At 71.5% G+C, this 25,183-nt stretch carries 23 protein-coding genes, 1 tRNA gene and 1 pseudogene; 23 read left to right on the top strand and 2 right to left on the bottom strand.

Annotated features, from left to right (window positions below):
- Positions 1-65 precede the first annotated feature (65 nt).
- The 8 genes from steA (at position 66) to ID554_RS01680 (ending at position 10,783) form a co-directional block, all read left to right on the top strand.
- The gene (gene steA, locus ID554_RS01715; RefSeq protein ID WP_117230508.1) at positions 66-1,244 is read left to right on the top strand and encodes a putative cytokinetic ring protein SteA; all 1,179 of its coding nucleotides are present in this window, start codon (positions 66-68) and stop codon (positions 1,242-1,244) included.
- Positions 1,245-1,271: 27 nt separating this feature from the next.
- Positions 1,272-2,213, top strand: coding sequence for a copper transporter (locus ID554_RS01710; protein WP_117230478.1), 942 nt, complete (start codon positions 1,272-1,274; stop codon positions 2,211-2,213).
- A gap of 90 nt (positions 2,214-2,303) precedes the next feature.
- On the top strand, positions 2,304-3,170 hold the full coding sequence (locus ID554_RS01705) for a hypothetical protein (RefSeq protein ID WP_117230479.1): 867 nt from the start codon (positions 2,304-2,306) through the stop codon (positions 3,168-3,170).
- A 1-nt stretch (position 3,171) separates the two neighbouring features.
- Positions 3,172-4,806: a murein biosynthesis integral membrane protein MurJ gene (gene murJ, locus ID554_RS01700; RefSeq protein ID WP_117230480.1), complete on the top strand. Its 1,635-nt coding sequence runs from the start codon at positions 3,172-3,174 to the stop codon at positions 4,804-4,806.
- Between the two features lie 52 nt (positions 4,807-4,858).
- The gene (locus tag ID554_RS01695) at positions 4,859-6,022 is read left to right on the top strand and encodes a glycosyltransferase family 4 protein (protein ID WP_223884402.1); all 1,164 of its coding nucleotides are present in this window, start codon (positions 4,859-4,861) and stop codon (positions 6,020-6,022) included.
- Positions 6,022-8,295 carry a hypothetical protein gene (locus ID554_RS01690; RefSeq protein ID WP_117230482.1) on the top strand — a complete coding sequence of 758 codons (2,274 nt, stop codon included), beginning with the start codon at positions 6,022-6,024 and terminating at the stop codon, positions 8,293-8,295. The genes ID554_RS01695 and ID554_RS01690 overlap by 1 nt, the downstream gene beginning before the upstream one ends.
- A gap of 140 nt (positions 8,296-8,435) precedes the next feature.
- Entirely contained in the window at positions 8,436-10,169 is a 1,734-nt protein-coding gene (locus ID554_RS01685; protein ID WP_117230483.1) for a CTP synthase, read from the top strand.
- Positions 10,166-10,783 carry an NUDIX domain-containing protein gene (locus tag ID554_RS01680; RefSeq protein WP_117230484.1) on the top strand — a complete coding sequence of 206 codons (618 nt, stop codon included), beginning with the start codon at positions 10,166-10,168 and terminating at the stop codon, positions 10,781-10,783. The genes ID554_RS01685 and ID554_RS01680 overlap by 4 nt, the downstream gene beginning before the upstream one ends.
- Before the next feature lie 58 nt (positions 10,784-10,841).
- On the opposite strand, the gene ID554_RS01675 is transcribed toward ID554_RS01680, so the two are convergent.
- Complete coding sequence (locus ID554_RS01675; RefSeq protein WP_396888452.1) at positions 10,842-11,162, bottom strand: TM2 domain-containing protein; 321 nt, start codon at positions 11,160-11,162, stop codon at positions 10,842-10,844.
- 216 nt (positions 11,163-11,378) lie between these two features.
- Here ID554_RS01675 and ald point away from each other — a divergent pair, with 216 nt between their 5' ends.
- The 9 genes from ald to ID554_RS01630 all read left to right on the top strand — a co-directional run bounded on the left by ald (position 11,379) and on the right by ID554_RS01630 (position 19,965).
- A complete protein-coding gene (gene ald / locus ID554_RS01670) occupies positions 11,379-12,494 on the top strand; it encodes an alanine dehydrogenase (RefSeq protein ID WP_117230486.1) in 1,116 nt (371 codons plus the stop codon).
- Between the two features lie 11 nt (positions 12,495-12,505).
- Positions 12,506-13,495: a site-specific tyrosine recombinase XerD gene (locus ID554_RS01665; protein ID WP_117230509.1), complete on the top strand. Its 990-nt coding sequence runs from the start codon at positions 12,506-12,508 to the stop codon at positions 13,493-13,495.
- 218 nt (positions 13,496-13,713) lie between these two features.
- Positions 13,714-14,637: a ParA family protein gene (locus ID554_RS01660; protein ID WP_117230487.1), complete on the top strand. Its 924-nt coding sequence runs from the start codon at positions 13,714-13,716 to the stop codon at positions 14,635-14,637.
- Between the two features lie 44 nt (positions 14,638-14,681).
- Positions 14,682-15,635 carry a segregation and condensation protein A gene (locus ID554_RS01655; RefSeq protein ID WP_117230488.1) on the top strand — a complete coding sequence of 318 codons (954 nt, stop codon included), beginning with the start codon at positions 14,682-14,684 and terminating at the stop codon, positions 15,633-15,635.
- The gene (gene scpB, locus ID554_RS01650; protein ID WP_117230489.1) at positions 15,632-16,660 is read left to right on the top strand and encodes an SMC-Scp complex subunit ScpB; all 1,029 of its coding nucleotides are present in this window, start codon (positions 15,632-15,634) and stop codon (positions 16,658-16,660) included. Before ID554_RS01655 ends, scpB begins: the two co-directional genes overlap by 4 nt.
- On the top strand, positions 16,647-17,417 hold the full coding sequence (locus ID554_RS01645) for a pseudouridine synthase (protein ID WP_117230490.1): 771 nt from the start codon (positions 16,647-16,649) through the stop codon (positions 17,415-17,417). The genes scpB and ID554_RS01645 overlap by 14 nt, the downstream gene beginning before the upstream one ends.
- 158 nt (positions 17,418-17,575) lie before the next feature.
- Positions 17,576-18,256: a (d)CMP kinase gene (cmk, locus tag ID554_RS01640; RefSeq protein ID WP_117230491.1), complete on the top strand. Its 681-nt coding sequence runs from the start codon at positions 17,576-17,578 to the stop codon at positions 18,254-18,256.
- A gap of 97 nt (positions 18,257-18,353) precedes the next feature.
- Positions 18,354-19,757, top strand: a complete 1,404-nt coding sequence (der, locus tag ID554_RS01635; protein ID WP_396888450.1) for a ribosome biogenesis GTPase Der — start codon at positions 18,354-18,356, stop codon at positions 19,755-19,757.
- A gap of 134 nt (positions 19,758-19,891) precedes the next feature.
- Positions 19,892-19,965 (top strand) — tRNA-Pro (locus ID554_RS01630).
- 264 nt (positions 19,966-20,229) lie between these two features.
- Here the strand turns inward: ID554_RS01630 and ID554_RS01625 are convergent.
- Positions 20,230-21,516 (bottom strand): CobW family GTP-binding protein, encoded by a 1,287-nt coding sequence (locus ID554_RS01625; RefSeq protein ID WP_117230492.1) that lies wholly within the window; start codon positions 21,514-21,516, stop codon positions 20,230-20,232.
- A gap of 45 nt (positions 21,517-21,561) precedes the next feature.
- Between ID554_RS01625 and ID554_RS01620 the strand changes: the two genes are divergently transcribed.
- The 6 genes and pseudogenes from ID554_RS01620 to ID554_RS01595 all read left to right on the top strand — a co-directional run bounded on the left by ID554_RS01620 (position 21,562) and on the right by ID554_RS01595 (position 24,984).
- On the top strand, positions 21,562-22,068 hold the full coding sequence (locus ID554_RS01620) for a winged helix-turn-helix domain-containing protein (RefSeq protein ID WP_223884401.1): 507 nt from the start codon (positions 21,562-21,564) through the stop codon (positions 22,066-22,068).
- A 63-nt stretch (positions 22,069-22,131) separates the two neighbouring features.
- Positions 22,132-22,368 carry a 50S ribosomal protein L28 gene (gene rpmB, locus ID554_RS01615; RefSeq protein ID WP_117230511.1) on the top strand — a complete coding sequence of 79 codons (237 nt, stop codon included), beginning with the start codon at positions 22,132-22,134 and terminating at the stop codon, positions 22,366-22,368.
- On the top strand, positions 22,368-22,535 hold the full coding sequence (rpmG, locus tag ID554_RS01610) for a 50S ribosomal protein L33 (RefSeq protein WP_117230494.1): 168 nt from the start codon (positions 22,368-22,370) through the stop codon (positions 22,533-22,535). The genes rpmB and rpmG overlap by 1 nt, the downstream gene beginning before the upstream one ends.
- A 1-nt stretch (position 22,536) precedes the next feature.
- A complete protein-coding gene (gene rpsN, locus ID554_RS01605; RefSeq protein WP_117230495.1) occupies positions 22,537-22,842 on the top strand; it encodes a 30S ribosomal protein S14 in 306 nt (101 codons plus the stop codon).
- Positions 22,843-23,224: 382 nt separating this feature from the next.
- Positions 23,225-23,627: pseudogene (locus ID554_RS01600) on the top strand (Fur family transcriptional regulator).
- 379 nt (positions 23,628-24,006) lie between these two features.
- A complete protein-coding gene (locus ID554_RS01595; RefSeq protein WP_117230496.1) occupies positions 24,007-24,984 on the top strand; it encodes an ATP-binding protein in 978 nt (325 codons plus the stop codon).
- Positions 24,985-25,183: the final 199 nt, after the last annotated feature.

Genomic DNA, 25,183 nt, shown 5'->3' with positions numbered 1-25,183 from the left:
GGTAGGCGGCCCTGCTCAGGCATGTCGCGACAGATTCGCCTGCCTCACATGCCAGGATGGTCACGATGCGTCTACCCACGTTGCGCCGGGCCCGGAACGCGGAACCGGGACGAATCCTCGGCACCGCTCGCCTTGATCGCCGGACGAAACGCCTGGTCGGTCGGCTCCGCCCCGGTGACATCGCGGTGATCGACCACGTCGATCTGGACCGGGTCGCCGCCGACTCGCTGGTCGCCGTGGGCGTCGGCGCGGTCCTGAACGCCAAGCCGTCGGTCTCCGGCCGCTATCCCAACCTCGGTCCGGAGGTGCTCGTCGCGGCGGGCATTCCGCTGCTGGACGATCTGGGTGAGGGCGTCTTCGAACGGATCCGCGAGGGCGACACGGTGCGGATCGAGGGCAACACGGTCTATCTCGGCGACGAGCCGCTGGCGCACGGCAGCCTGCAAGACGCCGAGAGCGTGTCCAAGGCGATGAGCGACGCCCGGGAGGGTCTGTCGGTGCAGTTGGAGGCGTTCGCCGCCAACACCATGGACTACCTCAAGCAGGAACGTGACCTGCTGCTCGACGGTGTCGGTGTGCCGGACATCGCCACCGAGGTGCAGGGTCGGCACTGCCTGATCGTGGTGCGGGGCTACGACTACAAGGCCGACCTGGACGTGCTGCGCCCGTACATCCGGGAGTTCAAGCCGGTGCTGATCGGCGTCGACGGCGGGGCGGACGCGCTGGTCGAGGCGGGCTACACGCCGGACATGATCATCGGTGACATGGACTCGGTCACCGACGACGTGCTGCGATGCGGTGCCGAGGTGATCGTGCACGCGTACCCGGACGGACGGGCTCCCGGTCTGCCCCGGGTCAACGGTCTGGGGGTGCCGGCGGTGACCTTCCCGGCCGCCGCCACCAGCGAGGACCTCGCCATGTTGCTGGCCGACGAGAAGGGCGCCTCGCTGATCGTCGCGGTGGGTACCCACGCCACCCTGGTCGAGTTCCTGGACAAGGGGCGCGGCGGCATGGCGTCGACGTTCCTCACCCGGCTGAAGGTCGGTGGCAAGCTGGTCGACGCCAAGGGTGTGAGCCGGCTCTACCGGCAGAGCATCTCGGGGTCCTCGCTGTTGCTGCTGGTGCTGTCGGCGGTGGCGGCGATGGCCTCGGCGGTGGCCGTCTCCACCGTCGGCAAGGCGTATTTGGGCGTGGTCTCCGAGTGGTGGGACAATTTTGTGTTCCAGCTCGGCCAGCTCTTCTAGCTCCCGACCGATCAAGAGGCTGTCAGCGTGATCAACTTCCGGTACCACGTCGTGTCCCTGACCGCGGTCTTCCTCGCGTTGGCGATCGGCCTGGTCGTCGGCACAGCCGCCCTCAACGGCCCGGTCGCGGACTCGTTGAAGGAGACCGTCAACTCGCTGCGCAAGGACAACCAGCAGATGCGCCAGACGGTCCAGAACATGCAGCGGGAGCTGGAGCTGGAGGAGGAGTTCGCGGCCGAGATGGCCCAGGTGATGCTGCCGGGCACGCTGACCGGCAAGCGGGTGCTGCTGCTCAGCCTGCCCACCGGTCGCGACCACACCGAGGGTGTGGTCGCGATGCTGCAACTGGCGGGCGCCGACATCATCGGGCGGATCGACCTCCAGGACAAGTTCATCAACCCGGAGAACAACAACAACCTGCTGGAGCTGGCGGTCACCGCGGCCCGGCCCACCGGTGCGCCGACCAGCGGGTTGCCCGGAAACGGGCACGGCGTGGAGACCTCCAGCGCCCTGCTGGCCACCGTGCTGCTGGACCAGCCGGCCGGCGCCGAGCCGGTCACCGAGGCCGACCGGCGGGCGGTGGTGACGGCGTACGGCAACGCGAACTACCTGACCGCCGCCGACCGCATCACCAACTCCGCCGAGGCGGTCGTGGTGGTCAGCGGCCAGCCGTACGTGGACAAGGACTCCGCGAAGAAGGACGAGTCGGTGGTGAAGATCGCCGAGCAGTTCGACCGCACCGGCGGCATCGTGGTGGCCGGCAACGGCTTCACCGACGGCAACCTGGTCTCCTTCGTCCGGGGCGACGCGGTGCTGGCGCAGACCATCTCCACCGTCGACAACGCCAACACCGTCCAGGGGCAGCTCGTCACCACGCTGGCCGTCGTACAGCAGCTCAACGAGCGCAAGGCCGGCCAGTACGGCGTGGGCGACAACGTCGATTCGTTGGTGCCTAAACTGCCCCAGTGAGTCGGCGGAACACCCCGGGTGTCCGATTCGACGATGTCCGCCCGCCGGCCGGCGGTGCAGACGGCGTGAACGAGCGAGGAGAGCTGGGGCGTGGGCGTGCTCGGTCGACTGCTGGCGGCGGGGATCGGTGCGGCTGCCGCCCGGTACGCGCTGCGTGAGATCCGTACCTCTCCGGCCGGGCCGCCACTGTCGCGGACGAACTTCCGGGGCCGTACGGTGACGCTGGCCGCCGGACCGGCGCTGGCGGCCGGTGCGTCCGGCGCGGCGGCCTGCGGTGCGCCCAGCGTGCCGGCCGGCGCGGCGGCCCTAATGGCCGGGCTCGGCGCTGGTGCCGTCGGGCTCTACGACGACGTGGTGGGTGCCCGGCCCGAGCAGAAGGCGGACAAGGGCTTCGCGGGACACCTCGCCGCGCTGCGGCAGGGGCGGGTCAGCGCCGGCCTGGTCAAGGTCGTCGGGGTGGGTGCGGCCGGTCTGGGGGCCGCCGCGCTGCTCGCCGCCGACCCCCGGGTGGCCGGGCACCGTGACCGGCGTCGCCAGGGCGGGCTGGGCCGGACCGTGGACGTGCTGCTCGGCGCCGGTGTGGTGGCCGGCACCGCCAACCTGATCAACCTGCTCGACCTGCGCCCCGGGCGGGCGTTGAAGTCGGGCCTGCTGCTCGGCACGCCGCTGGTCTCGGGCCCGGCCGGCGGGATCGCCGCCGGTGCGGTGGGTGCCGCCGCCGGGCTGCTCCCCGCCGACCTCGACGAGGACGTGATGCTCGGTGACAGCGGCGCGAACGCCCTCGGTGCCGTGCTCGGCGTGGCGCTGGCCGCCCGCACCGGCCCGGTCGGCCGGGCCGGGATCCTGGCGGTGCTCGCCGGCCTGACCGCGGCCAGCGAGAAGGTCAGCTTCACCGCCGTCATCGCGCGTACCCCGGGCCTGCGGGAACTCGACGCGCTGGGCCGTCGCGACGACTGACGTGACCAGACCGGCACCCCTCGCCGGCGCCGGCCGGGTGGCCGGGGCCGCCGCGCTGATCGCCGTACTCACCGTGGTCAGTCGGCTGGCCGGGTTCGGCCGTACCGCCGTGTTCACCTGGGTGGTGCAGGACAGCGACCTGGGCGCGATGTACGTGATCGCGAACACCGTCCCCAACATCATCTTCGAGATCGTGGCCGGTGGGGCGCTGGCCAGCCTGGTCGTACCGCTGCTGGCCGGTGCGGTCGCGGCGGGGGACCGGCGGGCCGTGGCGGCGACCACGAGCGCGTTGCTCACCTGGACGGTGACGCTGCTGGTGCCGTTGGCGGTGCTGGTGGCCCTGGGCGCCGAGCAGATCGTGTCGGTGTTCCACAGCCGTAGCCCGGAGGAGTTGGCGGCCGGGGCCCGGATGCTGCGGGTCTTCGCGCCGCAGGTGCCGCTGTACGGCATCGGCATCGTGCTGACCGGTGTGCTCCAGGCACACCGCCGCTTCGCCTGGCCGGTGATCGCGCCGCTGTTGTCCAGCCTGACGGTGATCGTGGCGTACCTCGTCTTCGCCGCCGTGGCCGGTACCGGCGCGAGCGTGGCGCAGGCGGGCCGGGGCGCCGAGCTGATCCTGTCCGGCGGCACCACGCTCGGTGTGGTGGTGCTGTCGCTGTCGCTGCTGATCCCGTTGCGGCGGCTACGCCTGCGGTTGCGTCCCGGGTACGGCTTCCCGGCCGACGCGCGGGCGCGGGTGGGTGGTCTGGTCACCGCCGGCGTGGTCACCGTCACCGCCCAGCAGGTGGCCACGCTGGTGATCCTCTATCAGATCTCCGGCGGCCGGACCGAGGCCCCGCAGGTGTTCAACCTGGCGCAGACGTTCTACCTGCTGCCCTGGGCGGTGTTGGCGGTGCCGCTGGCCACGGCCGCGTACCCGACGTTGGCCGAGACGGCGGCCGGCGGCGACGAGGACGGCTACCGCGACACCCTGTCCGGGACGGTGCGCGCGGTGCTGCTCTCCAGTTGCCTCGGCGCGGCGGCGCTGGTCGGGGTAGCCGGTCCGATCGGCCGGTTCTTCCCGCTGGACGCCTCCGCCACCGCCACGGCCGTGGCCGGGTTCGCGCCGGGACTGCTCGGGTACGGGTTGTTCGCGGTCTTGTCCCGGGCCCTGTACGCGTGCGGCGCGACCCGGGAGGCCACGCTCGCCATCAGTGCCGGTTGGCTGGCGGTCACGCTCGGTACGCTGCCGTTGGCGGCACTGCTCCCGACGGCCGACCGGGTGCTCGCCGTCGCCCTGGCCAACTCGGCCGGCATGCTGCTGCTGGGTGGGCTGCTGCTGGCGGCCGTGCGGCGCGCGGCCGGTCCGGCGGCGTTGGCCGGTGCCGTGCGGGCCGGCGCCGCCGGGGTGCTGGCGGGCACGGCGGCGGCGCTCGCCGCGCTGCTGCTGCTCGGCTGGCTGGGCGGGACCCCGACGCGGTCGGCGGCACTCGTGCAGGGCATGCTGTCCGGAGTCCTGGTCGGAGTCGTCTTCCTCGGCGTGGTCTGGCTGGTCGACCGGCAGGACCTGCGGCCACTGCTGACCGGATTGCGTCGACGCCTACGCCGGGCCCGGAGCAGGGGCCGCAAAGACGGGAAGGAGCCGGTGTCCCGGTGAGCGCGAGGAGTGAGCTTGCGAGCCCCGCAGTCGCGAACGGATGGCGGGTTCGGTGAGCGCGAGGAGTGAGGGTGCCCGGCGGGGCACGGTGGTGTTGCTGCTCGCCTCCAGCACCGGTGGGGTCGGGCAGCATGTCCGGGCCGTGGCCCGTGGATTGACGGCGGCCGGTGAGTCGGTGCTGGTCTGCGGGCCGGCGGCGACCCAGGACCAGTTCGACTTCGTCGCGGCGGGGGCCCGGTTCGCGCCGGTGGAGATCCCGGCCAGCCCGACGCCGGGTGACGTGCGCGCGATCACCACGTTGCGTCGGGTGCTGGCCGGCGAACAGGTCGCCGTGGTGCACGCGCACGGGCTGCGCGCCGGCCTGGTCGCGGTGCTCGCCCGGCCGGCCGCCCCGCTGGCGGTCACCTGGCACAACGCGGTGCTCGTCGGTGGGCTGCGGGGCAGCCTGTCCCGGTGGGCCGAGAAGATGGTGGCCCGGGGGGCCCGGGTGACCCTGGGGGCCTCCGCCGACCTGGTGGCTCGGGCCGTCGCGCTCGGTGCCGGGGATGCCCGGCTCGCGCCGGTGGCCGCTCCTGAGCTGCCTGCGCCGCGTCGGGGCCGGGCGGCCGTGCGGGCCGAGTTCGGGGTGGCCGCCGAGCAGCCGTTGGTCCTGTCGGTCGGCCGGTTGCATCCGCAGAAGCGGTACGACGTGCTGATCGACGCCGCCGCCCGGTGGCGGGAGCGGGTGCCGCCGCCGGCGGTGGTGATCGCCGGGAGTGGTCCGGCGTACCTGCCGCTGGCGGCCCGGGTCAGTGCCGCGCGGGCGCCGGTGACCCTACTCGGGCATCGCACCGACGTGGCCGATCTGCTGGCCGCAGCGGACCTGGCGGTGGTGACCAGCGACTGGGAGGCCCGCCAACTGTTCGCGCAGGAGGCGTTGCGGGCCGGCGTGCCGCTGGTGGCGACCGAGGTGGGGGGCCTGCCGGACCTGGTGGGCGACGCCGCGGTGCTGGTGCCGCCCGGCGACGTGGACGCGGTCGGCGCAGCGGTCGGTGACCTGCTCGACGACGCGTCGCGTCGGGCCGAGTTGGGTCGCCGGGGTGCCGTGCGGGCCGAGACCTGGCCCACCGAGGCGCAGACCGTGGCCCAGTTGGTCGCGCTGTATGCCGAGCTGACCTCGGGTCGGGCCGGGCCGGCGACGCCGGAGGCCGACACGCCGTCGACGGGACGCCGGTGATGCTGCGCCGAATCGCACCGATCCTGTTGACGCTGGTCGTGGTGGCGCTCGGCGTCACCGTGCTGGCGGCCCGGCCGGAAAGCCCGCCGCCACGGCAGAGCGCCGACTACGTGGTGCTGGTCGGGGTTGCCGGGCTGCGGTGGGAGGACGTGGATCCACAGCGCACGCCGACGCTGTGGCGGATGGCGCAGGACGGGTCGATCGGGTCGTTGTCGGTGCGGTCGGTGTACCGGCCCACCTGCCCGGTGGACGGCTGGTTGACGCTCGGTGCGGGTGGCTTCGCCGCCTGGAGTGGCGGCCCGCCCGACGGGCAGTGTCCGCCGGTGGACGTGACGGTGGACCAGCCCGACGGTATCGGTGCGAACCTGCCGCAGCAGGAGAGCGTGGTGCTGCGCAACCAGGAGCGGCTGCCGTGGGGCACGGTGCCCGGTGCGTTGTCGGAGTCGGTGCGGTGCTCGGTGGCGGTCGGTCCGGGCGCGGCGGTGGCCGCCGCGCGGCCGTTCGGCCGGGTCGACCGGTATGCGCCGACGCTGCCGCAGGACCCGGCGGAGCTGCTCGGGTCGTGTGTGCTCAGCATCGTGGATCTCGGCACGGTCGACGGGGAGGACGCGGCGTCGCGGGCGGCGGCGGCCCGCGCGGCCGACGCGCAGTTGGCGCGGGTGTTAAACGGTCGGCCGCCGCAATCCCTGGTGATCGTCGCCGGGGTCTCCGACACCGAGCGGCCGTCGCGGCTGCACGTGGCGGTGGCCGACGGTCCGGGTTGGGAGGAGGGGTGGCTGACGTCGCCCAGCACCGGTCGGCAGGGGTATCTGCAGCTGATCGATCTCGCGCCGACCGCGTTGGCGGCCTTGGGGCGGCCGATGCCGGATCGTCCGTTCCTCGGGCGGCCCGCCGAGTCGGTTGGTGGCCGGCCGGCGGATCTGGCTGCGGCGATCGCCGAGCCGGCCGACGCGGATCGGGAGGCGGCCGCGCAGCGGCAGGTGGCGGGCGGGTTCTTCACGGTGTTGGCGGCCGTGCAGGTGGTGTTGGCGTTGGCGGTGTTGCCGCTGTTGCGTCGTGCCCGCCGGCATGCCGGGCCGCACGGGCCGAAGCCGGTGTCGCGGCGGGTGGTGGCGGTGGTGGAGCTGCTGCTGGTGGCCGCGGCGTTGGCCATTCCGGCGGCGCTGCTGGCCGAGGCGGTGCCGTGGTGGCGTAACGCTCATCCGGCGGCCTCGTTCGTCGGGCTGACGGCGGTGCTGTTGGCGGCCGCGACGCTGCTGGTGCGGTTGACGCCGGGGTACGGCAGCACGTTGGGGCCGTTGGGCGCGGTGGCCGGGCTCACCACGTTGGCCATCGGGCTGGACGTGGTCACCGGGGCTCGTCTTCAGTTCAACGGGGTGATCGGCTACTCCGCGTTGGAAGGCGGCCGGTACGCCGGGCTGGGCACCGTGGGGCTCGGGGTGTTCGTGGCCGGCGCGTTGTTGACCGGGGGCTGGCTCGCCCAGCAGGTCCGTCGGGCGTGGCGGCCGATGGTGATGGTGGTGGTGGGCGGGGCCGCCGTGGTGGTGGTCGGCAGCGCGTACCTGGGTGCCGACTCGATCGGCGCGATCGCGTTGACCGCCGGGGTGAGCGTGGCGGCGGCGATCAGCGCGGGCGGCTGGCTGACCCTGACCCGGCTCGCGTGGGCGACCATGGCGGGGCTCGCGGTGATGGTCGGGTTCGCGGTGGTGGACCTGGGTCGTCCATCGGCCGATCGCGGCAGCCTGGGTCGGTTCCTCGCGGCGCTCGGCGACGGCACCGGTGGGCTGACCGTGCAGCGGTCCAGCGCCTCGAACATCGACACCCTGGTGAACAGCCCGCTGACCGTGCTGGCGTTGGCCGGCGCGTTGCTGGTGTGGTTCGCGTTGCTGCAGCCGTGGGGTGGGCTGATGCGGTTGTTCGGCATCTACCCGGCGATCCGGGCGGCCATGGCGGGCACCGGCGTGGCGGTCGGCATCGGTGGGGTGCTGAGCGCGGCGGCGCTGGACGTGGCGGGGGCGGCGGCGGCCGTGGTGGTGCCGATGGCGGCGCTGTCGGCGTTGCGGGTGCTCGACCATGCGGCAGACCGGACGAGGCCGCCCGGCACCGACCGGCCGTCGGACGTCATCGGGTCCGGCGACCGTACGGGCGACGCGGCCACCCCGGCGGCTGAGGACGCGACGCGGGCCGGTGCGCCGGTCGAGGAGGCCGGTGCGGAGGGTGACCGTGGGCGTGGTCGGATGGTCCGGTCGTCGGCCGAGGTCGCGACCGGGTGAACCCCCGGGGGCCGTACGTCGGGTGCGGCCCCGGAGCGTCTCGGGGGAGGTGTTACCGTGGAATCCCGTGGATCGCGTGATCACTTCGCTGATTGGCTCGGCGGTCTGCACGACCGCGACGGACGACACGGGAGCAGGCCTTGGCCCCTTCAGCACGGACGACCAGGCACATTTTCGTCACTGGGGGCGTCGCCTCCTCGCTGGGTAAGGGGCTGACCGCCTCCAGCCTCGGCAACCTGCTCACCGCGCGGGGACTCCGCGTGGTGATGCAGAAGCTCGACCCGTACCTCAACGTCGACCCCGGCACGATGAACCCGTTCCAGCACGGTGAGGTGTTCGTCACCGAGGACGGCGCCGAGACCGACCTGGACGTCGGGCACTACGAGCGTTTCCTGGACCGGGCGCTGTCCGGCAAGGCGAACGTCACCACCGGCCAGATCTACTCGGACGTGATCGCCAAGGAGCGGCGCGGGGAGTACCTGGGCGACACCGTCCAGGTGATCCCGCACATCACCAACGAGATCAAGTCCCGGATCCTGGCGATGGGTGACCCGGACGACGACGGCCGTACCCCGGACGTGGTGATCACCGAGGTCGGCGGCACGGTCGGTGACATCGAGTCGCTGCCGTTCCTGGAGGCGATCCGTCAGGTCCGTCACGACCTGGGCCGGGACAACTGCTTCTACCTGCACGTCTCGCTGGTGCCGTACCTGGCGCCGTCGGGGGAGCTGAAGACCAAGCCGACCCAGCACTCGGTGGCGCAGCTGCGCAACATCGGTATCCAGCCCGACGCCATCGTCTGCCGCTCGGACCGGGAGATCCCGGACAAGCTCAAGCACAAGCTGTCGCTCTACTGCGACGTGGACGCCGAGGCGGTCATCGCCGCCCCGGACGCGCCCAGCATCTACGACATCCCCAAGGTCCTGCACCGGGAGGGGCTCGACGCGTACGTGGTGCGTCGGCTCGGGCTCTCCTTCCGGGACGTGGACTGGGAAGGGTGGGACGACCTGCTGGAGCGGGTGCACCAGCCGCGGCGCACGGTCACCGTGGCGCTCGTCGGCAAGTACGTCGACCTGCCGGATGCGTACCTGTCGGTCAGCGAGGCGATCCGGGCGGCCGGGTTCGGTAACCGGGCCCGGGTGCAGGTGCGCTGGGTGCCCAGCGACGACTGCGTCACCTCAGCGGGTGCGGCGGCGGCGCTGGCCGGTGTCGACGGCATCGTGATCCCCGGCGGGTTCGGTGTCCGCGGCATCGAGGGCAAGATCGGCACCGCTCGGTACGCGCGGGAGAACGGCATCCCGCTGCTCGGGCTCTGCCTCGGTCTGCAGTGCATGACCATCGAGGTGGCCCGGCACCTGGCCGGGCTGGACGGCGCCAACTCCCTGGAGTTCGACGCCGAGGCCGTGCACCCGGTCATCGCCACCATGGCCGACCAGGAGGACATCGTGGCCGGCAAGGGCGACCTGGGCGGCACCATGCGGCTTGGCGCGTACCCGGCGGCGCTGGCCGAGGGGTCGATTGTCGCCGAGGCGTACGGCAGCACCGAGGTCAGCGAGCGGCACCGGCACCGGTACGAGGTGAACAACGCCTACCGCGACCAGCTCGCCAAGGCCGGGCTGCGGATCTCGGGCACCTCCCCGGACGGGCGGCTGGTCGAGTTCGTCGAACTGGATCGCGAGCTGCACCCGTTCTTCGTGGCCACCCAGGCGCATCCGGAGCTGAAGAGTCGCCCCACCCGACCGCATCCGCTGTTCGCCGCGTTCGTTCAGGCGGCGGTGGCGTACTCGCAGGCCGACCAGCTTCCGGTCGACCTGGACGGTGCCGAGCGGGTCGCCCGCAACGGCACCGCCACGACCGTGCCGTCGGCGTCGTGAGCGAGCCCGGCAACGCGGTGGAGCACCGCTACGAGGTGCTATCCCGCGAGGTGCAGTACCGCGGGCGCATCTTCGACGTGGTCACCGAGCAGGTGCGCATGCCCGGCGGCGGCACGGCCCCACGTGACCTGGTCCGGCACGTCGGCGCGGTGGCTGTGGTGGCGCTGGACGCCGCCGGCCAGGTGGTGCTGATCCGCCAGTACCGCCAGCCGGTCGGCCGGCGCCTGTGGGAACTGCCGGCCGGGCTGACCGACGTCACCGGCGAGCCCCCCGCGCTGACCGCCGCGCGGGAGCTGGCCGAGGAGGCCGACCTGACCGCAGGCCGGCTCGACGTGCTGGTCGACGTGCACAGCTCGCCCGGGTTCACCGACGAGCTGGTCCGGGTCTTCCTGGCCCGGGATCTCGGTGAGGTGCCGGTGGAACAGCGGCACGCCCGGCACGACGAGGAGGCGGACCTCCAGATCGTCCGGATCGACCTGGACGAGGCGGTCGGCATGGTGCTGGTCGGGGAGATCACCAACGGGCCGTGCGTGGCCGGGCTGCTCGCCGCCGCCCGCGCCCGCGACGCCGGCTGGTCGGTGCTGCGCCGGGCGGACACCCCACCGCCGGGGTGAGCGGGGAAAGCGACAGGGGCCGCGCTACGATCCGCGCGGCCCCTGGTCGTTGTCCGGGTCAGTCGCGCAGCGGGCGACCCTGCCCGTCGACGCCACCGTTGACCAGGATCAGGATGCCGTCGATCAGACCCCAGAGGCTGCCGAGACCGCAGGTCACCAGGGTGACGATGAGCTGGATGACACCGGTCTTGGTGTCACCCATGTAGAACCGGCCGACGCCGAAGCCGCCCAGCAGGATCTGCAGGACGCCGGCGATGACCTTGCTCTTGTCCGAAACGCCCTGGGGATACCCGGGCTGATAGGGGGGAGTAGTCATGAGCGGACATCGACACTGACGCTGTCCGCACCGGCATACACCACGTGGGACGATGACGGCCAACACTGTCCTGTCGGCTGAGGCGGATCCAGCCGGCGGGCTGCCCGTACACCTGACACACCGTCAGGCTTCGCGGCCACCGGATGCCATGGTGCAGGCTCCTGCGAGGTGCGGATACGCCTAAACTGCCGCCCACGGGACCGGCGACCGTAGCGGCAAGGGGGCCGCCGCGGCACCGCCCAGTCGGGGGAGCGGTCCCCGGAGAGAGGTGTCTGCATCGTGAAGGTCGGCATCCCACGCGAGGTCAAGAACCACGAGTACCGGGTGGCGATCACGCCTGCGGGCGTCAACGAGTTCACCCGTGGCGGTCACCAGGTCTTCGTCGAGGCCGGTGCCGGGGTCGGATCCAGCATCACCGACGAGGAGTTCACCGCGGCCGGCGCCAAGATCCTGGATTCCGCCGACGAGGTGTGGGGCACCGCGGACCTGGTGCTCAAGGTCAAGGAGCCGGTCGCCGAGGAGTACCACCGGATGCGCGAGGGGCAGGTCCTCTTCACCTACCTGCACCTGGCCGCCTCGCGGGACTGCACCCAGGCGCTGCTGGACCGCAAGGTCACCGGCATCGCCTACGAGACCGTCGAACTGCCGGACCGTTCCCTGCCGCTGCTCGCCCCGATGTCCGAGGTGGCCGGCCGGCTCGCCCCGCAGGTCGGCGCGTTCTACCTGATGCGCACCGGCGGTGGCCGGGGCGTACTGCCCGGCGGCGTCTCCGGCGTGTACGCGGCGAAGACCGTCGTCATCGGCGCCGGGGTCTCCGGCATGAACGCCGCGGCGATCGCGTTGGGCCTACAGTCCGAGGTGCTGCTGCTGGACAAGAACGTCGGGCGGCTGCGGCAGGCCGACGCCATCTACCGTGGACACCTGCAGACCGTCGCCTCCAACGCGTACGAGATCGAGCGGGCCGTGCTCGACGCGGACCTGGTCATCGGCGCGGTGCTGGTGCCCGGCGCCAAGGCCCCGAAGCTGATCTCCAACGAACTGGTCTCCCGGATGAAGCCCGGCAGCGTGCTCGTCGACATCGCCATCGACCAGGGTGGCTGCTTCGAGGACTCGCGGCCGACCACGCACGCCGAACCGGTCTACCGGGTCCACGAGTCGATCTTCTACTGCGTGGCGAACATGCCCGGCGCGGTGCCGAACACCAGCACCTACGCGCTGACCAACGTCACCCTCCCGTACGCCCTGGAACTGGCCAACCACGGCTGGCAGGAGGCGTCGCGACGCGACCCGGCGCTGGCCCTGGGCCTGAACACCCACGCCGGTCAGGTCGTCTACGGCCCGGTGGCCGAGGCACACGGCCTGCCCGCCCTCGCACTCGCCAAGGCGCTGGCCTGAGGGAGGCACCGCTGAGCACGGCGACCGACGAACGGGCCGGCCCCGAACCGGCGCCGGCCCTGCGTCGTGCGCTGCGCGGCTACCTCGACCACCTCACCGTCGAACGTGGACTCGCCGCGAACACCCTCGCCTCCTACCGCCGCGACCTGGACCGCTACCTGGACTCGCTGGCCGCCGCCGGAGTGGCCGACCTCGCCGAGGTCTCGGCCGGCGAGATCGAACGGCACCTGGCCCGACTACGCACCGGCGACGACGGCCGCCCAGCACTGGCGGTCTCCTCGGCCGCCCGCGCCGCCAGCGCCGTTCGCGGCCTGCACCGCTTCGCGCTGCGCGAGGGCCTGACCGGCGCCGACCCGAGCCGCGACATCCGCCCACCCGCACCACCCCGCCGCCTGCCCCGCGCCCTGCCGCTCGACGCCGTCGTCCGGCTGCTGGAGACCGCCGGCCCCGTCGACGTGGCCGGCGACCAGGCGCCGCTGGCGCTGCGCGACCGGGCGCTGCTGGAGTTCCTGTACGGCACCGGCGCCCGCATCTCGGAGGCGGTCGGCGCGGCAGTGGACGACGTGCACCTCGACGACGGCGTGGTGCTGCTGCACGGCAAAGGCGGCCGCAGCCGCCTCGTGCCGGTCGGCGGCCACGCGTCCCGGGCGCTCGACGCCTACCTGGTCCGCGCCCGCCCCAGCCTGGTCGCCGCCGGCCGGGGCACCCCGACGGTGTTCCTCAACGCCCGGGGCGGCCCGCTGACCCGGCAGGGCGCCTGGACCATCCTGCGCCGCGCCGCCGCCCGAGCCGGCCTCCCGGTCGACGGAGCGGAGGCGGTCTCCCCACACACCCTGCGACACTCCTACGCCACCCACCTGCTCGACGGCGGCGCCGACGTCCGGGTCGTGCAGGAACTACTCGGACACGCCTCGGTCACCACCACCCAGGTCTACACCCTGGTCACCGTGGACCGGCTGCGCGAGGTCTACGCCACCGCCCACCCACGCGCCCGCCGGTGACGTCGAGGCGCGCAATGCTGGTGGGCGTGGGGGCGAGACGGCACCGGTCCGTACCACCGTCCGACACGCCGAGCGGGTAGTGAACGCCCTGCTGACCAGTCGCGTACAGTCGGGATCGGCGCGGCCTGGCGGCGGGATGACCAGGGTGCGCGGCGGCACCGCGAACGACGTCGGGCGGCTCCGACGCCGGATGGTCGTCGGGAGGGGGCAACGAGGACATGGCTGGCAACGGTGACCGTGCCGAGACCTGGACGTCGGAGCTCCGCGAACAGCAGAACGCGCTCGGCTCGGACCTCGGTCCGGCCGACCCGGCCGCCTACACGATGCGCAAACCCATCCCCGAGCCGATGCCCACCGACCGGCACGGCCCGGCCCGGATCATCGCGATGGCCAACCAAAAGGGCGGCGTCGGCAAGACCACGACCACCATCAACCTCGGCGCCGCGCTCGCCGAGTACGGCCGCAAGGTGCTCCTGGTCGACTTCGACCCGCAGGGCGCCCTCTCGGTCGGCCTGGGCGTCAACCCGCACAACCTCGACCTGTCGGTCTACAACCTGCTGATGCAGGACGACGTCACCGCCGAAGACGTCCTGATCAAGACCGACGTGGCCGGGCTGCACCTGCTGCCCGCCAACATCGACCTCTCCGCCGCCGAAATACAGCTGGTCAACGAAGTCGCCCGCGAGATGGCCCTGGCCCGGGTGCTCAGGAGCGTCCGCAAGGAGTACGACTACATCCTGATCGACTGCCAGCCGTCACTCGGCCTGCTGGCGATCAACGCGTTGACCGTGGCGCACGGCGTCCTCATCCCACTGGAATGCGAGTTCTTCAGCCTGCGCGGTGTCGCCCTGCTGCTGGACACCATCGACAAGGTCCGCGAACGGCTCAACTTCGACCTCGAACTCGAAGGCATCCTCGCCACCATGTACGACAGCCGCACCACGCACTGCCGGCAGGTGCTCCAGCGGGTGGTGGAGGCGTTCGGCGACAAGGTCTACCAGACGGTGATCACCAAGACGGTGAAGTTCCCCGAATCGACCGTCGCGGGCGCCCCGATCACCACGCTCGACCCGGCCTCCTCGGGAGCCCGCAACTACCGTCAGCTGGCCCGCGAGGTGATCGCCGCGCAGGCGGAGCGGTAGTCCGGTAACCATCGGTGGCCAGGCCGTGGACTACGGTCGTCGGCGTGACCGCGCCGCCTGCCGACCCGACCACCGCGCATCCGCTCGCGGTGGTTGACTCCGGCGCGGCGGACAGTGGCCGGTTCACGGTACGGCTGGACAACTTCACCGGCCCGTTCGACCTGCTGCTGCAACTCATCGGCAAACACAAACTCGACGTCACCGAAGTCGCACTGCACCAGGTGACCGACGAGTTCATCGCCTACATCCGCGCCATGGGCGACGACTGGGACCTGGACGAGGCGAGTGAATTCCTGCTGATCGCCGCCACCCTGCTCGACCTCAAGGCCGCCCGCCTGCTGCCCTCGGCCGAGGTGGAGAACGAGGAGGACCTCGCCCTGCTGGAGGCGCGGGACCTGCTCTTCGCCCGACTGCTGCAGTACAAGGCGTACAAGGAGGCGGCGGCACACATCGCCGTGCTGGAGGAGATCGGCGGACGCCGCTACCCGCGCGCGGTCACCCTGGAGGCCCGCTACGCCGAGGCCCTGCCCGACCTGGTGCTCGGCATCGGCCCGCAACGACTGCTCAAACTCGCCGTCAAGGCAATGACCCCGAAACCGGTGCCCGAGGTCTCCATCGCCCACGTGCACATGGTCCGGGTCAGCGTCCGGGAACACGCCGCGATCATCAGCGAGCGGCTACGCCGCGCCGGCACCGCCACCTTCTCGCTGCTCTGCGCCGACTGCGAGGCCACCCTTGAGGTGGTCGCCCGGTTCCTGGCGCTGCTGGAGCTGTACCGGCAGGGCGTGGTGGCCTTCGTGCAGGAACAGGCGCTGGAGGAGCTGACCGTACGCTGGACCGGCCCCGCCGACGGCAGCCCCACCCTGACCATCGACGAATACGCCGGCACCCCCGACGAGGCGGCCCCCGACGGGACATCGGCCGGGGCCGGTGCGCCGACGGCCGGGTCCGGTACGCCGACGGACGACGCGGCAACGACAGAGGAGCACGCCGGATGAGCAACGAGGAACGCCGGGACTCGCTGGCTGACCAGGCCGCCGCCTGGATCCCACCGTGGCAGCGCCCCGCCCCCGAATCCACCGCCCCCGAATCCGCTGCCTCCGATCCGGCCACCCCGGATCACGCCGAAGCCACCCTCGATCCGGCCACTCCCGATCCGGCCGCGCCGGATCACGCCGAACCCAACCCCGACCTTGGCACCCCCGAACCCACCGAGCTTGCCGAACTCAGCCCCGAACCCGAGGCCGCTCCGGATCTTGGCACAGCTGTGCCCCGCCAGGGGCAGTTCCGTACCAAGATCGCCGCCGATCCCACCCCCGAACTCGCTCCCGCCGCTTCGGAACCCGGAGTCGCCGCGGATCTTGGGACGGAGGTGCCCATCCAGGGGCGGTCGCGTACCAAGATCGCGGAGGAGGGGGCGGGGCGGAATCCGCGCGGCGGGCGGGTGCGGGTGGTGCCGGAGCCGCCGCCGGTGCTCGACGACGCCGAACTGCGCGGGGCGCTGGAGGCGATCCTGCTGGTGGTGGACGAACCGGTCAGCGAGCTGACGCTGGCCCAGGTCCTCGAACAGCCCGCCGAGCGGGTCGGCCCGATGCTCGACGAGATCGCCGCCGGCTACACCGCCGCCGGGCACGGCTTCGAGCTGCGCCGGGCGGCCGGCGGGTGGCGGCTCTACACCCGGCCGGAATACGCCACCTACGTGGAACGGTTCGTCCTGGACGGGCAGTCGGTCCGGCTGACCCAGGCCGCGCTGGAGACCCTCGCGGTGGTGGCGTACCGGCAGCCGGTGACCCGGTCGCGGATCTCGGCCATCCGGGGCGTCAACTGTGACGGGGTGATCCGTACCCTGGTCTCCCGCGGGCTGATCGAGGAGTGCGGCACCGAGTCGGACAGCGGAGCCTATCTGTACCGGACGAGCATCATGTTCCTGGAGAAGCTCGGCCTGAACAGCCTTGACGACCTGCCGCCCCTGGCCCCGTTCCTTCCCGACGACGTAGAAGAGCTTGCTGATGCCGCGCGATGACCGCACTCCCCGCCCCGACGCCCCCGTCTACACCGGCCCGGAACGCCTGCAGAAGGTGCTCGCCGCGGCGGGGGTCGGCTCCCGGCGTGCCTGCGAAGATCTGATCTTCCGTCGGCGGGTGACGGTCAACGGGCGGGTGGCGCAGCTCGGCGACAAGGTCGACCCGGCCAACGCCGTCATCCACGTCGACGGCGAGCGGCTGGTGGCCGACACCCGGCTGGTGTACCTGGCGTTGAACAAGCCCCGGGGCGTGGTCTCCACGATGGCCGACGAGAAGGGCCGCACCGCGTTGGCCGACTTCGTCGGCAACCGGGTGGAGCAGCGCGTCTACCACGTCGGGCGGCTCGATGCGGACAGTGAGGGCCTGCTGCTGCTCACCAACGACGGGACGCTGGCGCACCGGTTGATGCACCCCTCGTACGGGGTGGCCAAGACGTACCTGTGTGAGGTGGCCGGCCCGATCCCGCGTAACCTCGGCAAGCGACTGGCCGCCGGCATCGAGCTGGAGGACGGCCCGGTCACCGTCGACTCGTTCCGGGTGGTGGGCAGTCTGGGACGTACCGCCCAGGTCGAGCTGATGTTGCACGAAGGTCGCAAACACATCGTCCGGCGACTGCTCGACGAGGTCGGACACCCGGTGAGCCGGCTGGTGCGTACCTCCATCGGGCCGATCCGGCTCGGTGACCTGCGTCCCGGGCGCACCCGGCGGCTGACCAACGCGGAGGTCGCCGCCCTGTTCAAGGCCGTGGGTGACTGACCCCGCACTCGCGGGTACCGCTGACGGTAGGCTCCTGGCGGCCCGAGAAGGGCCGGCGGGCCGTGCGCCACGGCGCCGGGCATGATGGAAGCAGTGTGGGCAACCGCTCGCGTCCGCCGATGCGGCGGATCGCGGGGTACGGGCTGAGGAGGACAACGGTGGAGCAGAACGTACCGGCCGGGCGCTGTGTGGTCGCTGTGGACGGGCCGTCCGGTTCGGGTAAGTCCACCGTCTCCCGGCGGCTGGCGGCGAGCCTCACCGCCCGCTACCTCGACACCGGCGCGATGTACCGGGCGATCACCTGGGCGGTGCTGCGCTCCGGCGTCGACCTGACCGACGCGCAGGCCGTCGCCAAGGTCGCCGGTGAGGTCGACCTGCGCATCGGCACCGACCCCACCGGCTACGGCGTGACCGCCGACGGCGTCGGAGTCGAGGCCGAGATCCGGGGCCCCGAGGTGACCGCCGCGGTGTCCGCCGTGGCCTCCGTACCCGCGGTCCGGGCGCTGCTGGTGGCCCGGCAGCGCGACATGATCGCCAAGGCCGGCCGGATCGTGGTCGAGGGCCGCGACATCGGTTCCGTGGTCGCCCCCGACGCCGACCTCAAGGTCTACCTCACCGCCTCGGCGGCGGCCCGCGCCGCGCGCCGTAGCGCCGAGGACGCCTCCGACGTGGCGGCCACCGCCGCCGACCTGGCCCGCCGGGACCAGATCGACTCGACCCGCAAGGCCGACCCGCTCGCCCAGGCCCCCGACGCCGTGGTGCTGGACACCACCGAACTGGGCATCGACGAGGTCGTGGCGAAGCTGCGGGCGCTGCTCGCCGAGCGGAACGTGGCGTGACCCGGCGCGACAACGTGCCGGGTCTGCCGGCGATCGAACCATCAGGCACGGTGGCGTGGACGTTTCCCGCCACCGGCCGACGAAACGAGGCGTGGGCGTGACTGACAACGACGGTTGGGTGGAGCTGCGGGAGACGGACCTCGACATCGAGGAGCCGACCGGTCCGCAGCCGGTGGTGGCCGTGGTCGGCCGCCCCAACGTCGGCAAGTCCACCCTGGTCAACCGGATCATCGGCCGCCGCCAGGCGGTCGTCGAGGACGTTCCCGGCGTGACCCGGGACCGGGTTCCCTACGACGCGCAGTGGTCCGGCCGGTCCTTCACCGTGGTGGACACCGGCGGCTGGGAACCGGACGCGAAGGACCGGGCGGCGGCCATCGCCGCGCAGGCCGAGACGGCCGTGGTCACCGCCGACGTGGTGCTGTTCGTGGTCGACGCGACGGTGGGCTCCACCGACGTCGACGAGGCGGCGGTGAAGATGCTGCGGCGCAGCGCCAAACCGGTGATCCTGGTGGCCAACAAGGCCGACAACACCAACATCGAGCTGGAGGCCACCTCACTGTGGTCGCTCGGCCTCGGCGAACCGCACCCGGTGTCGGCCCTGCACGGCCGGGGCTCCGGCGACCTGCTCGACACCATCATGAACGCGCTGCCCGAGGCACCCAAGATCGTGGAGAACCGGCCGCGCGGCCCCCGCCGGGTCGCCCTGGTCGGTCGACCCAACGTCGGCAAGTCCAGCCTGCTGAACCGCTTCTCCGGCGAGGAACGCGCGGTCGTCGACGCGGTCGCCGGCACCACCGTCGACCCGGTCGACAGCCTGGTCACCATCGGCGGCGACACCTGGCACCTGGTCGACACCGCCGGCCTGCGTAAGCGGGTCGGCCAGGCCAGCGGCACCGAGTACTACGCCAGCCTACGGACCGCCTCGGCGATCGAGGCGGCCGAGGTGGCGGTGGTGCTGCTCGACTCCAGCGAGCCGATCAGCGAACAGGACCAGCGGATCCTGACCATGGTCACCGAAGCCGGTCGGGCCCTCGTGATCGCCTTCAACAAGTGGGACCTGGTCGACGCCGACCGTCGGTACTACCTGGACAAGGAGATCGACCGGGAACTGCGCCGCATCCCGTGGGCGATCCGGCTGAACCTGTCGGCGATGACCGGACGGGCCGTCGACAAGCTCGCCGCGTCCCTGCACCGGGCGCTGGCGAGCTGGGAGACCCGGATCCCCACCGCGCAGCTCAACGCGTGGCTCACCGCCCTGGTCCAGGCCACCCCGCACCCGGTCCGCGGGGGACGGGCACCCCGGATCCTGTTCGCCACCCAGGCCGGAGTCGCCCCGCCGCGCTTCGTGCTGTTCACCACCGGCCCGCTGGACGCCGGCTACCAGCGCTTCGTGGAACGCAAGCTCCGCGAGGAGTTCGGCTTCGAGGGTAGCCCCATCGAGATCTCGGTACGCCCCCGCAAGAAACTCGGCCCCGGCGGCCGAGGCAAAGCCCACGGCTGACCCACACCCCACCCTCCTAGGACGCTCTAGGAGGGGTGCGGGTGGTCACAGAGTGGGGGAGGGGGCTGTGCGGCGGAGAGGGGAAGCTGCGCTAAGCTGTACCGGCTGTCGCGGGCAGGACGACGCGAGAGCATCGGGACGTGGCGCAGTTTGGTAGCGCACTTGACTGGGGGTCAAGGGGTCGTCGGTTCGAATCCGGCCGTCCCGACAGAAGAGAAGCCCTGACCAGCGGAAACGCGGTCAGGGCTTCGGCTTTCTTCTATAGAATTTTGAACCGCCCCCAAAACAGCCCGTTTGCCGGATGCGGCAACCAAGTTTGTCATCGGTGTGCATCGTTGGGTGCAGGGAATCCCGACCTTGCAAAAGCCCTGCCCGGTCGGGCGTGTGTCGATTTCGGCTCTGCCTCACATTCGGTTCGCGCCGTGAGGGGGCGCTGTGGCGGCGGTCCGGGATGCGGGGTGGATGCGGGGCTTCATTCGGGTTCTCCTCGGGTGGCTTCGTCGTCCAGGGCAGGGAGCGGGAAACAGTCGGTGAACGGGTCGCGGTAGTCGCGCCATGCCTGTTCGCCGTCGGCGAGTTCGGCGTCGGTGAGCAGGCAGCGGGTGAGCGTGCCGTGCAGGCCGGTCGGGTCGAGGTCGAGGCCGATGAAGACCAGGTGCTGGTGGCGGTCGCCGTAGTAGGGGTCCCAGTCCATGGCGGCCGCGAGCCGGCGGTGGTCGGACACCTCGTCCCAGTACCGGTCGGGTAGGGCGGCGAGCCAGCGGCCGAGGCTTCCCAGAGCGAGACCGCCGCCGGCGAAGTCCCAGGCGACGACGGTCTCGGGCTGGCTGGCCAGCCAGAGATGGCCGCGGGAGCGGATGACCTCGGCGGTGAGTTCCTCGAGGACGTCGTGCAGCCGTTGCGGGTGGAACGGGCGGCGAGCGCGGAAGACCGCCGAGACGATCCCGCAGTCCGGCTGGGGCTCGTGTACACCGACTAGATGTCCCTCAAGACCTCGGGCGAGGACGCCCGGGGTTTCCGGTCGGTACCGGTGAGTGTCGCGCAGTTGGCGGGTCAGCAGGTTTGCGTCGACGAGGTCGTCGTCGACGCGTACTTGGGCCGCCCAGGGGGTGATCCGGTTGAGGAGGACTGCCAGGCGGTCGGTGTCGTACGCGCCTTCGGCGGAGTGTCCCCAGAGGACGAGGGTGTCGGCGTACTCGATCTGTCGGACGATCACGTCGGCGAGGGCACGGTCGTCGTTGTCGGCGGCGTGGATGCTGAGGGTCTTCAGGTCGTCGGTGCTGGCCAGCCCGTCGAGCAGGTGCTCGGCGTCAACCACGGTGACGTACGAGTCGACGTGCAGCAGGTCGGTGATCGGTACGCCGTCGATCAGGCAGTGGGCGCACGCGGCGGCGACGGCCTCCGGTTCGACCACTTCGGGCAGCATCAGCACCAGGTCCCGGCCGGGACGGGTGCCGACCAGCCGAGCGAGGGTGGGCAGCACGTCCTCGCGCAGGGTGCAGGACACGCACCCGTGAGCGAGGGAGATCCGTTCGTCCTCCAGTACGCCGTCCCGGTCGCGTACCACCCGGTGCACGGTGCCGTTGCGCACGTCGGCGAGGTCGTGCCGAACCAGCAGCAGTCCCGGGTCCGTGGCGAGCAAGGTGCGGGCGACGGCGTACGTCGCTGCCGGCCAGAAGCCGCTGAGCACGGTCAACGACGGGCGGGAGCCCCGCTGCGAGGCGGCGTGGCCGGCCGAAGCGACAGATGACGTCGACATCACAGTCCTCTCGACTTAACTGAAAACGGTTGTCATTATAGGCAGGTGATCGCTGAAGAGGTAGAGCGGGGACTCCGTGCGTCTGCTGCCGACATGGTGGCCGGTGGCGACGGCGGGCTGGTCGTGAGCGTTCGGTTGCGGCCGGGGTCCGACGGTGGCTGCGACGATCTGGAGCGCCTGCTGTGGCTGGTCGACCACCTGGCCCCTCCCGCCGTCGACGCGGTCGGCGGCCCGGCCGTCCTGCGGGTCTCGCCACAGGCGCGAGTGGTCCATCGAGGGGGCCGGGAGGTGGTGCTCACCCGTCGCGAGTTCGACCTCCTGTGGCACCTGGTGGCGCACCCTCGGCGGGTGTTCACCCGAGCGCAGCTGTTGGAGAGCGTCTGGGGTCACACCTTCACGAGCGCCCGCAACGTCGACGTGCAGGTGAGAAGGGTGCGGGTCAAGGTCGGCACGGACCTGTCGGTGATCCGCACCGTGCGCGGAGTCGGGTACGGCCTCGATGTCGACCTGCCGGTGGAGGTGGTGGACGACCCGCGCCCCCGTGCCTTCTGACCCGACCAGGTATAAAGATAACGATTATCGTTAGCGATTGGCCGCATCCTGAAGGAGTTGACCGTGTCCCGACGTTGTGACGTCACCGGTGCGAAGCCGAGCTTCGGCAACGCCGTGTCCCACTCCCACCGACGCACCCGCCGCCGGTGGAACCCGAACCTGCAGAGCCACCGGTACTGGCTGTCCTCCGAGCGCCGGTGGATTCGCCTGACGCTGACCGCCAAGGCGCTCAAGACCGTGGACCGCAAGGGCATCGAGCAGGTCGTCGCCGAGCTGCGTGCCAAGGGAGTGAAGATCTGATGGCCAGGCAGACCGACATCCGTCCGATCGTCCGGCTGCGCAGCACCGCCGGCACCGGATACACGTACGTGACCCGCAAGAACCGCCGCAACGATCCCGACCGCCTGACGTTGCGCAAGTACGACCCGATCGTGCGCCGGCACGTCGAGTTCCGGGAGGCGCGCTGAGATGGCGCGGAAGAGCCTGAACAACCGGCAGGCCCGCCGGGCTGAACTCGTGGCCCGGCACGCCGAACGCCGTACCGAGCTGAAGCGGACGATCGCTCACCCGGACACCGAGCCGGCAGAGCGGGACGAGGCGGTGCGCCGGCTCGCCCGGTTGCCCCGCGACTCCAGTCCAGTACGCCTGCGGAACCGGGACATGGTCGACGGGCGACCTCGAGGCGTGCTCACCCGCTTTGGGCTGTCCCGGATTCGCTTCCGCGAGATGGCGCTGCGCGGTGAGCTGCCGGGCATCCGGAAGGCATCCTGGTGAGCCGACCGCCGTGGTAGCGAGCAGCGCTGTCGGTTTCACCGCAACTCTCACTCTCACCGCCATCTGATCCCGGAAGCCCCAACGACAGGCACGACCTCGTGCTGGTTGACGACACGCGACGAGTCGTCCCGCGCGCACGGGTCCGACAACGAACAATGGCACCTCTCTGCGTCCCCCAAGGGCCGTCGACAACAGAGAGGTGCCATTGTTCGTTCCGGTGGAGGGAGCGGGCAAGTGCGGATGACCTGTTGGTGACTGCTTCTGAAATGCCCTGAGTGTTCATCGCTGCCGGCCGTGTGGTATGCCCCGAGCGGTTAGGCATACGATATTCGTTGCGACATTGCGGTAGTACTGGGCAGGGCCTGACGTGGCGGGAGTGGCAGTGACGATCAAGTCTGTTCCGGGAGTTGCTCGGAATACCAGGCAGCGCGCGGAAGTCGTCGGCCTGCTCGAAGGGTTGACCGAGTTCCAGAGCGCCCGGGGATTGCACGCTCAACTGCGGGAGCGGAAGGCATCGGTCGGCCTCACCACCGTCTACCGCACGCTTCAAGCGTTGGTGGACGCCGGTGAGGTCGACACCGTGCGGTTGCCGTCCGGCGAGCAGGTTTACCGGCGGTGCAGCCCGTACCCACCACCATCACCTCGTCTGTCGACAGTGCGGCCGTACCGTGGAGGTCGTTGGTCCTGCCGTGGAGAAGTGGACCCAGGGCGTCGCAGCCCGACATGGATTCACCAACGTGAATCACGCTCTCGAAATTGTCGGGATCTGCGAAAGCTGCTCGTGACACTCGCCTCTGACGGTGGGGGTGCGGTCGCGTGGCCGTCGCGGACGCGGTGGGCGGCGGTGGGAGTTCGAGGTGCGCCTGGCAGGGTCCGCACCTGCCCGGGCCGTGGCTCTGCCGGCATGCCCCCGCTGGCGGCGGACGTGCTCTGCCTTCCCGCTCGGCTGGTCTGCCACGGGCGTGCCGTTGCCTGTCCCAGCGATGGTTGGATGCCGTCCGGTTCAGGGCTTGGTAGCAGTCGGTAGCGGTCAACGGGCAGCGGGTCCAGGTAGTGACCCGTTTCTGACGCAAATGGCGGGTTCGCTGCAGAGTCCTCGGCACAGCCGGTTACCATGCCACTCATGGAAACGATTGCCGTTAACACCTGTGTGGGGTGGCCCCGATGAAGGTCGCGTTCGTCGGCAAGGGCGGTAGTGGGAAGACCACCCTCACCGGGCTCTACGCCCGCCATCTCGCCGCTGCCGGTCGGCCGGTGCTGGCGATCGACGCCGACATCAACCAGCACCTCGCGGTCGCGCTCGGCGGGCCGGCTCACGCCACCACCACGATGCGACCACTCGGCGCGCACCTGCCGGCGATCAAGGAGTTCCTGCGCGGCGACAACCCGCGTATCGGCTCCGCCACCGAGATGGTGAAGACCACCCCGCCGGGGTGGGGTTCGCGGTTGCTTCTCGTGGACGAAAAGAATCCGATCTACGCGGCCTGCGTCGACACTGTCGGTGGGGTGCGGCTGGCGGTGACCGGTGAGTTCAGCGCCGAGGATCTGGGCGTGTCCTGTTACCACTCCAAGGTCGGGGCGGTGGAGTTGCTGCTCAACCACATGCTCGACGGGCCCGGTGAGTACGTGGTGGTGGACATGACCGCGGGTGCCGACTCGTTCGCCTCGGGGTTGTTCACCCGCTTCGACCGCACCTTCCTGGTCTGCGAGCCGACCGTGCGTGGGGTCAGCGTCTACCAGCAGTACGCCGGCTACGCCCGCGACTACGGGGTGGCCCTGTCCGTGATCGGCAACAAGGTCGAGGACGCCGCCGACGTGGAGTTCCTCCGCGAGCACGTCGGCGACGACCTGCTGACCTGGGTGGGCCGTTCGGCGTACGTGCGGCGGGCCGAACGCGGCACCGTCGGGCCACTGGACGAGTTGGAGGCGGAGAACCGGGCCGCGCTGGGCCGGCTGGCCGACGTCGTCGACGGCACCGCGCAGGACTGGACGGCCTTCACCCGGTGGGCGCACGAGTTCCACCGGCGCAACGCGGTGGCCTGGGGCAACGACCGTACTGGGGTTGACCTCACCACGCAGATCGACCCGGACTTCCGGATGGGGCCGCCGCAGGCCGTCGCCGCGACGACGGTGCCTGCCTGACCGTGAGGACCGCCGTGCCGTCGAGCTCGGCATGGTCGTGCCGCTTCACCTACCAGGTCGGCTGAGCCATCTGACATCTCCGCGACGCCTCGCCCAGTCCGCAAAACCTGCGGACTGGGCGAGGTCGTTGGGACGCGATCGCATCACGGCATATGACAACCATTTCCAAGAGCGTGGTAGCCTGCTGCTCCGCAGTCCT

Origin of the sequence: Micromonospora craniellae (assembly GCF_014764405.1) — a bacterium.
Lineage (GTDB): Bacteria > Actinomycetota > Actinomycetes > Mycobacteriales > Micromonosporaceae > Micromonospora > Micromonospora craniellae.
The sequence above is the reverse complement of the archived record's forward strand: the minus strand, read 5'-3'. Positions and strand labels throughout refer to the sequence as shown.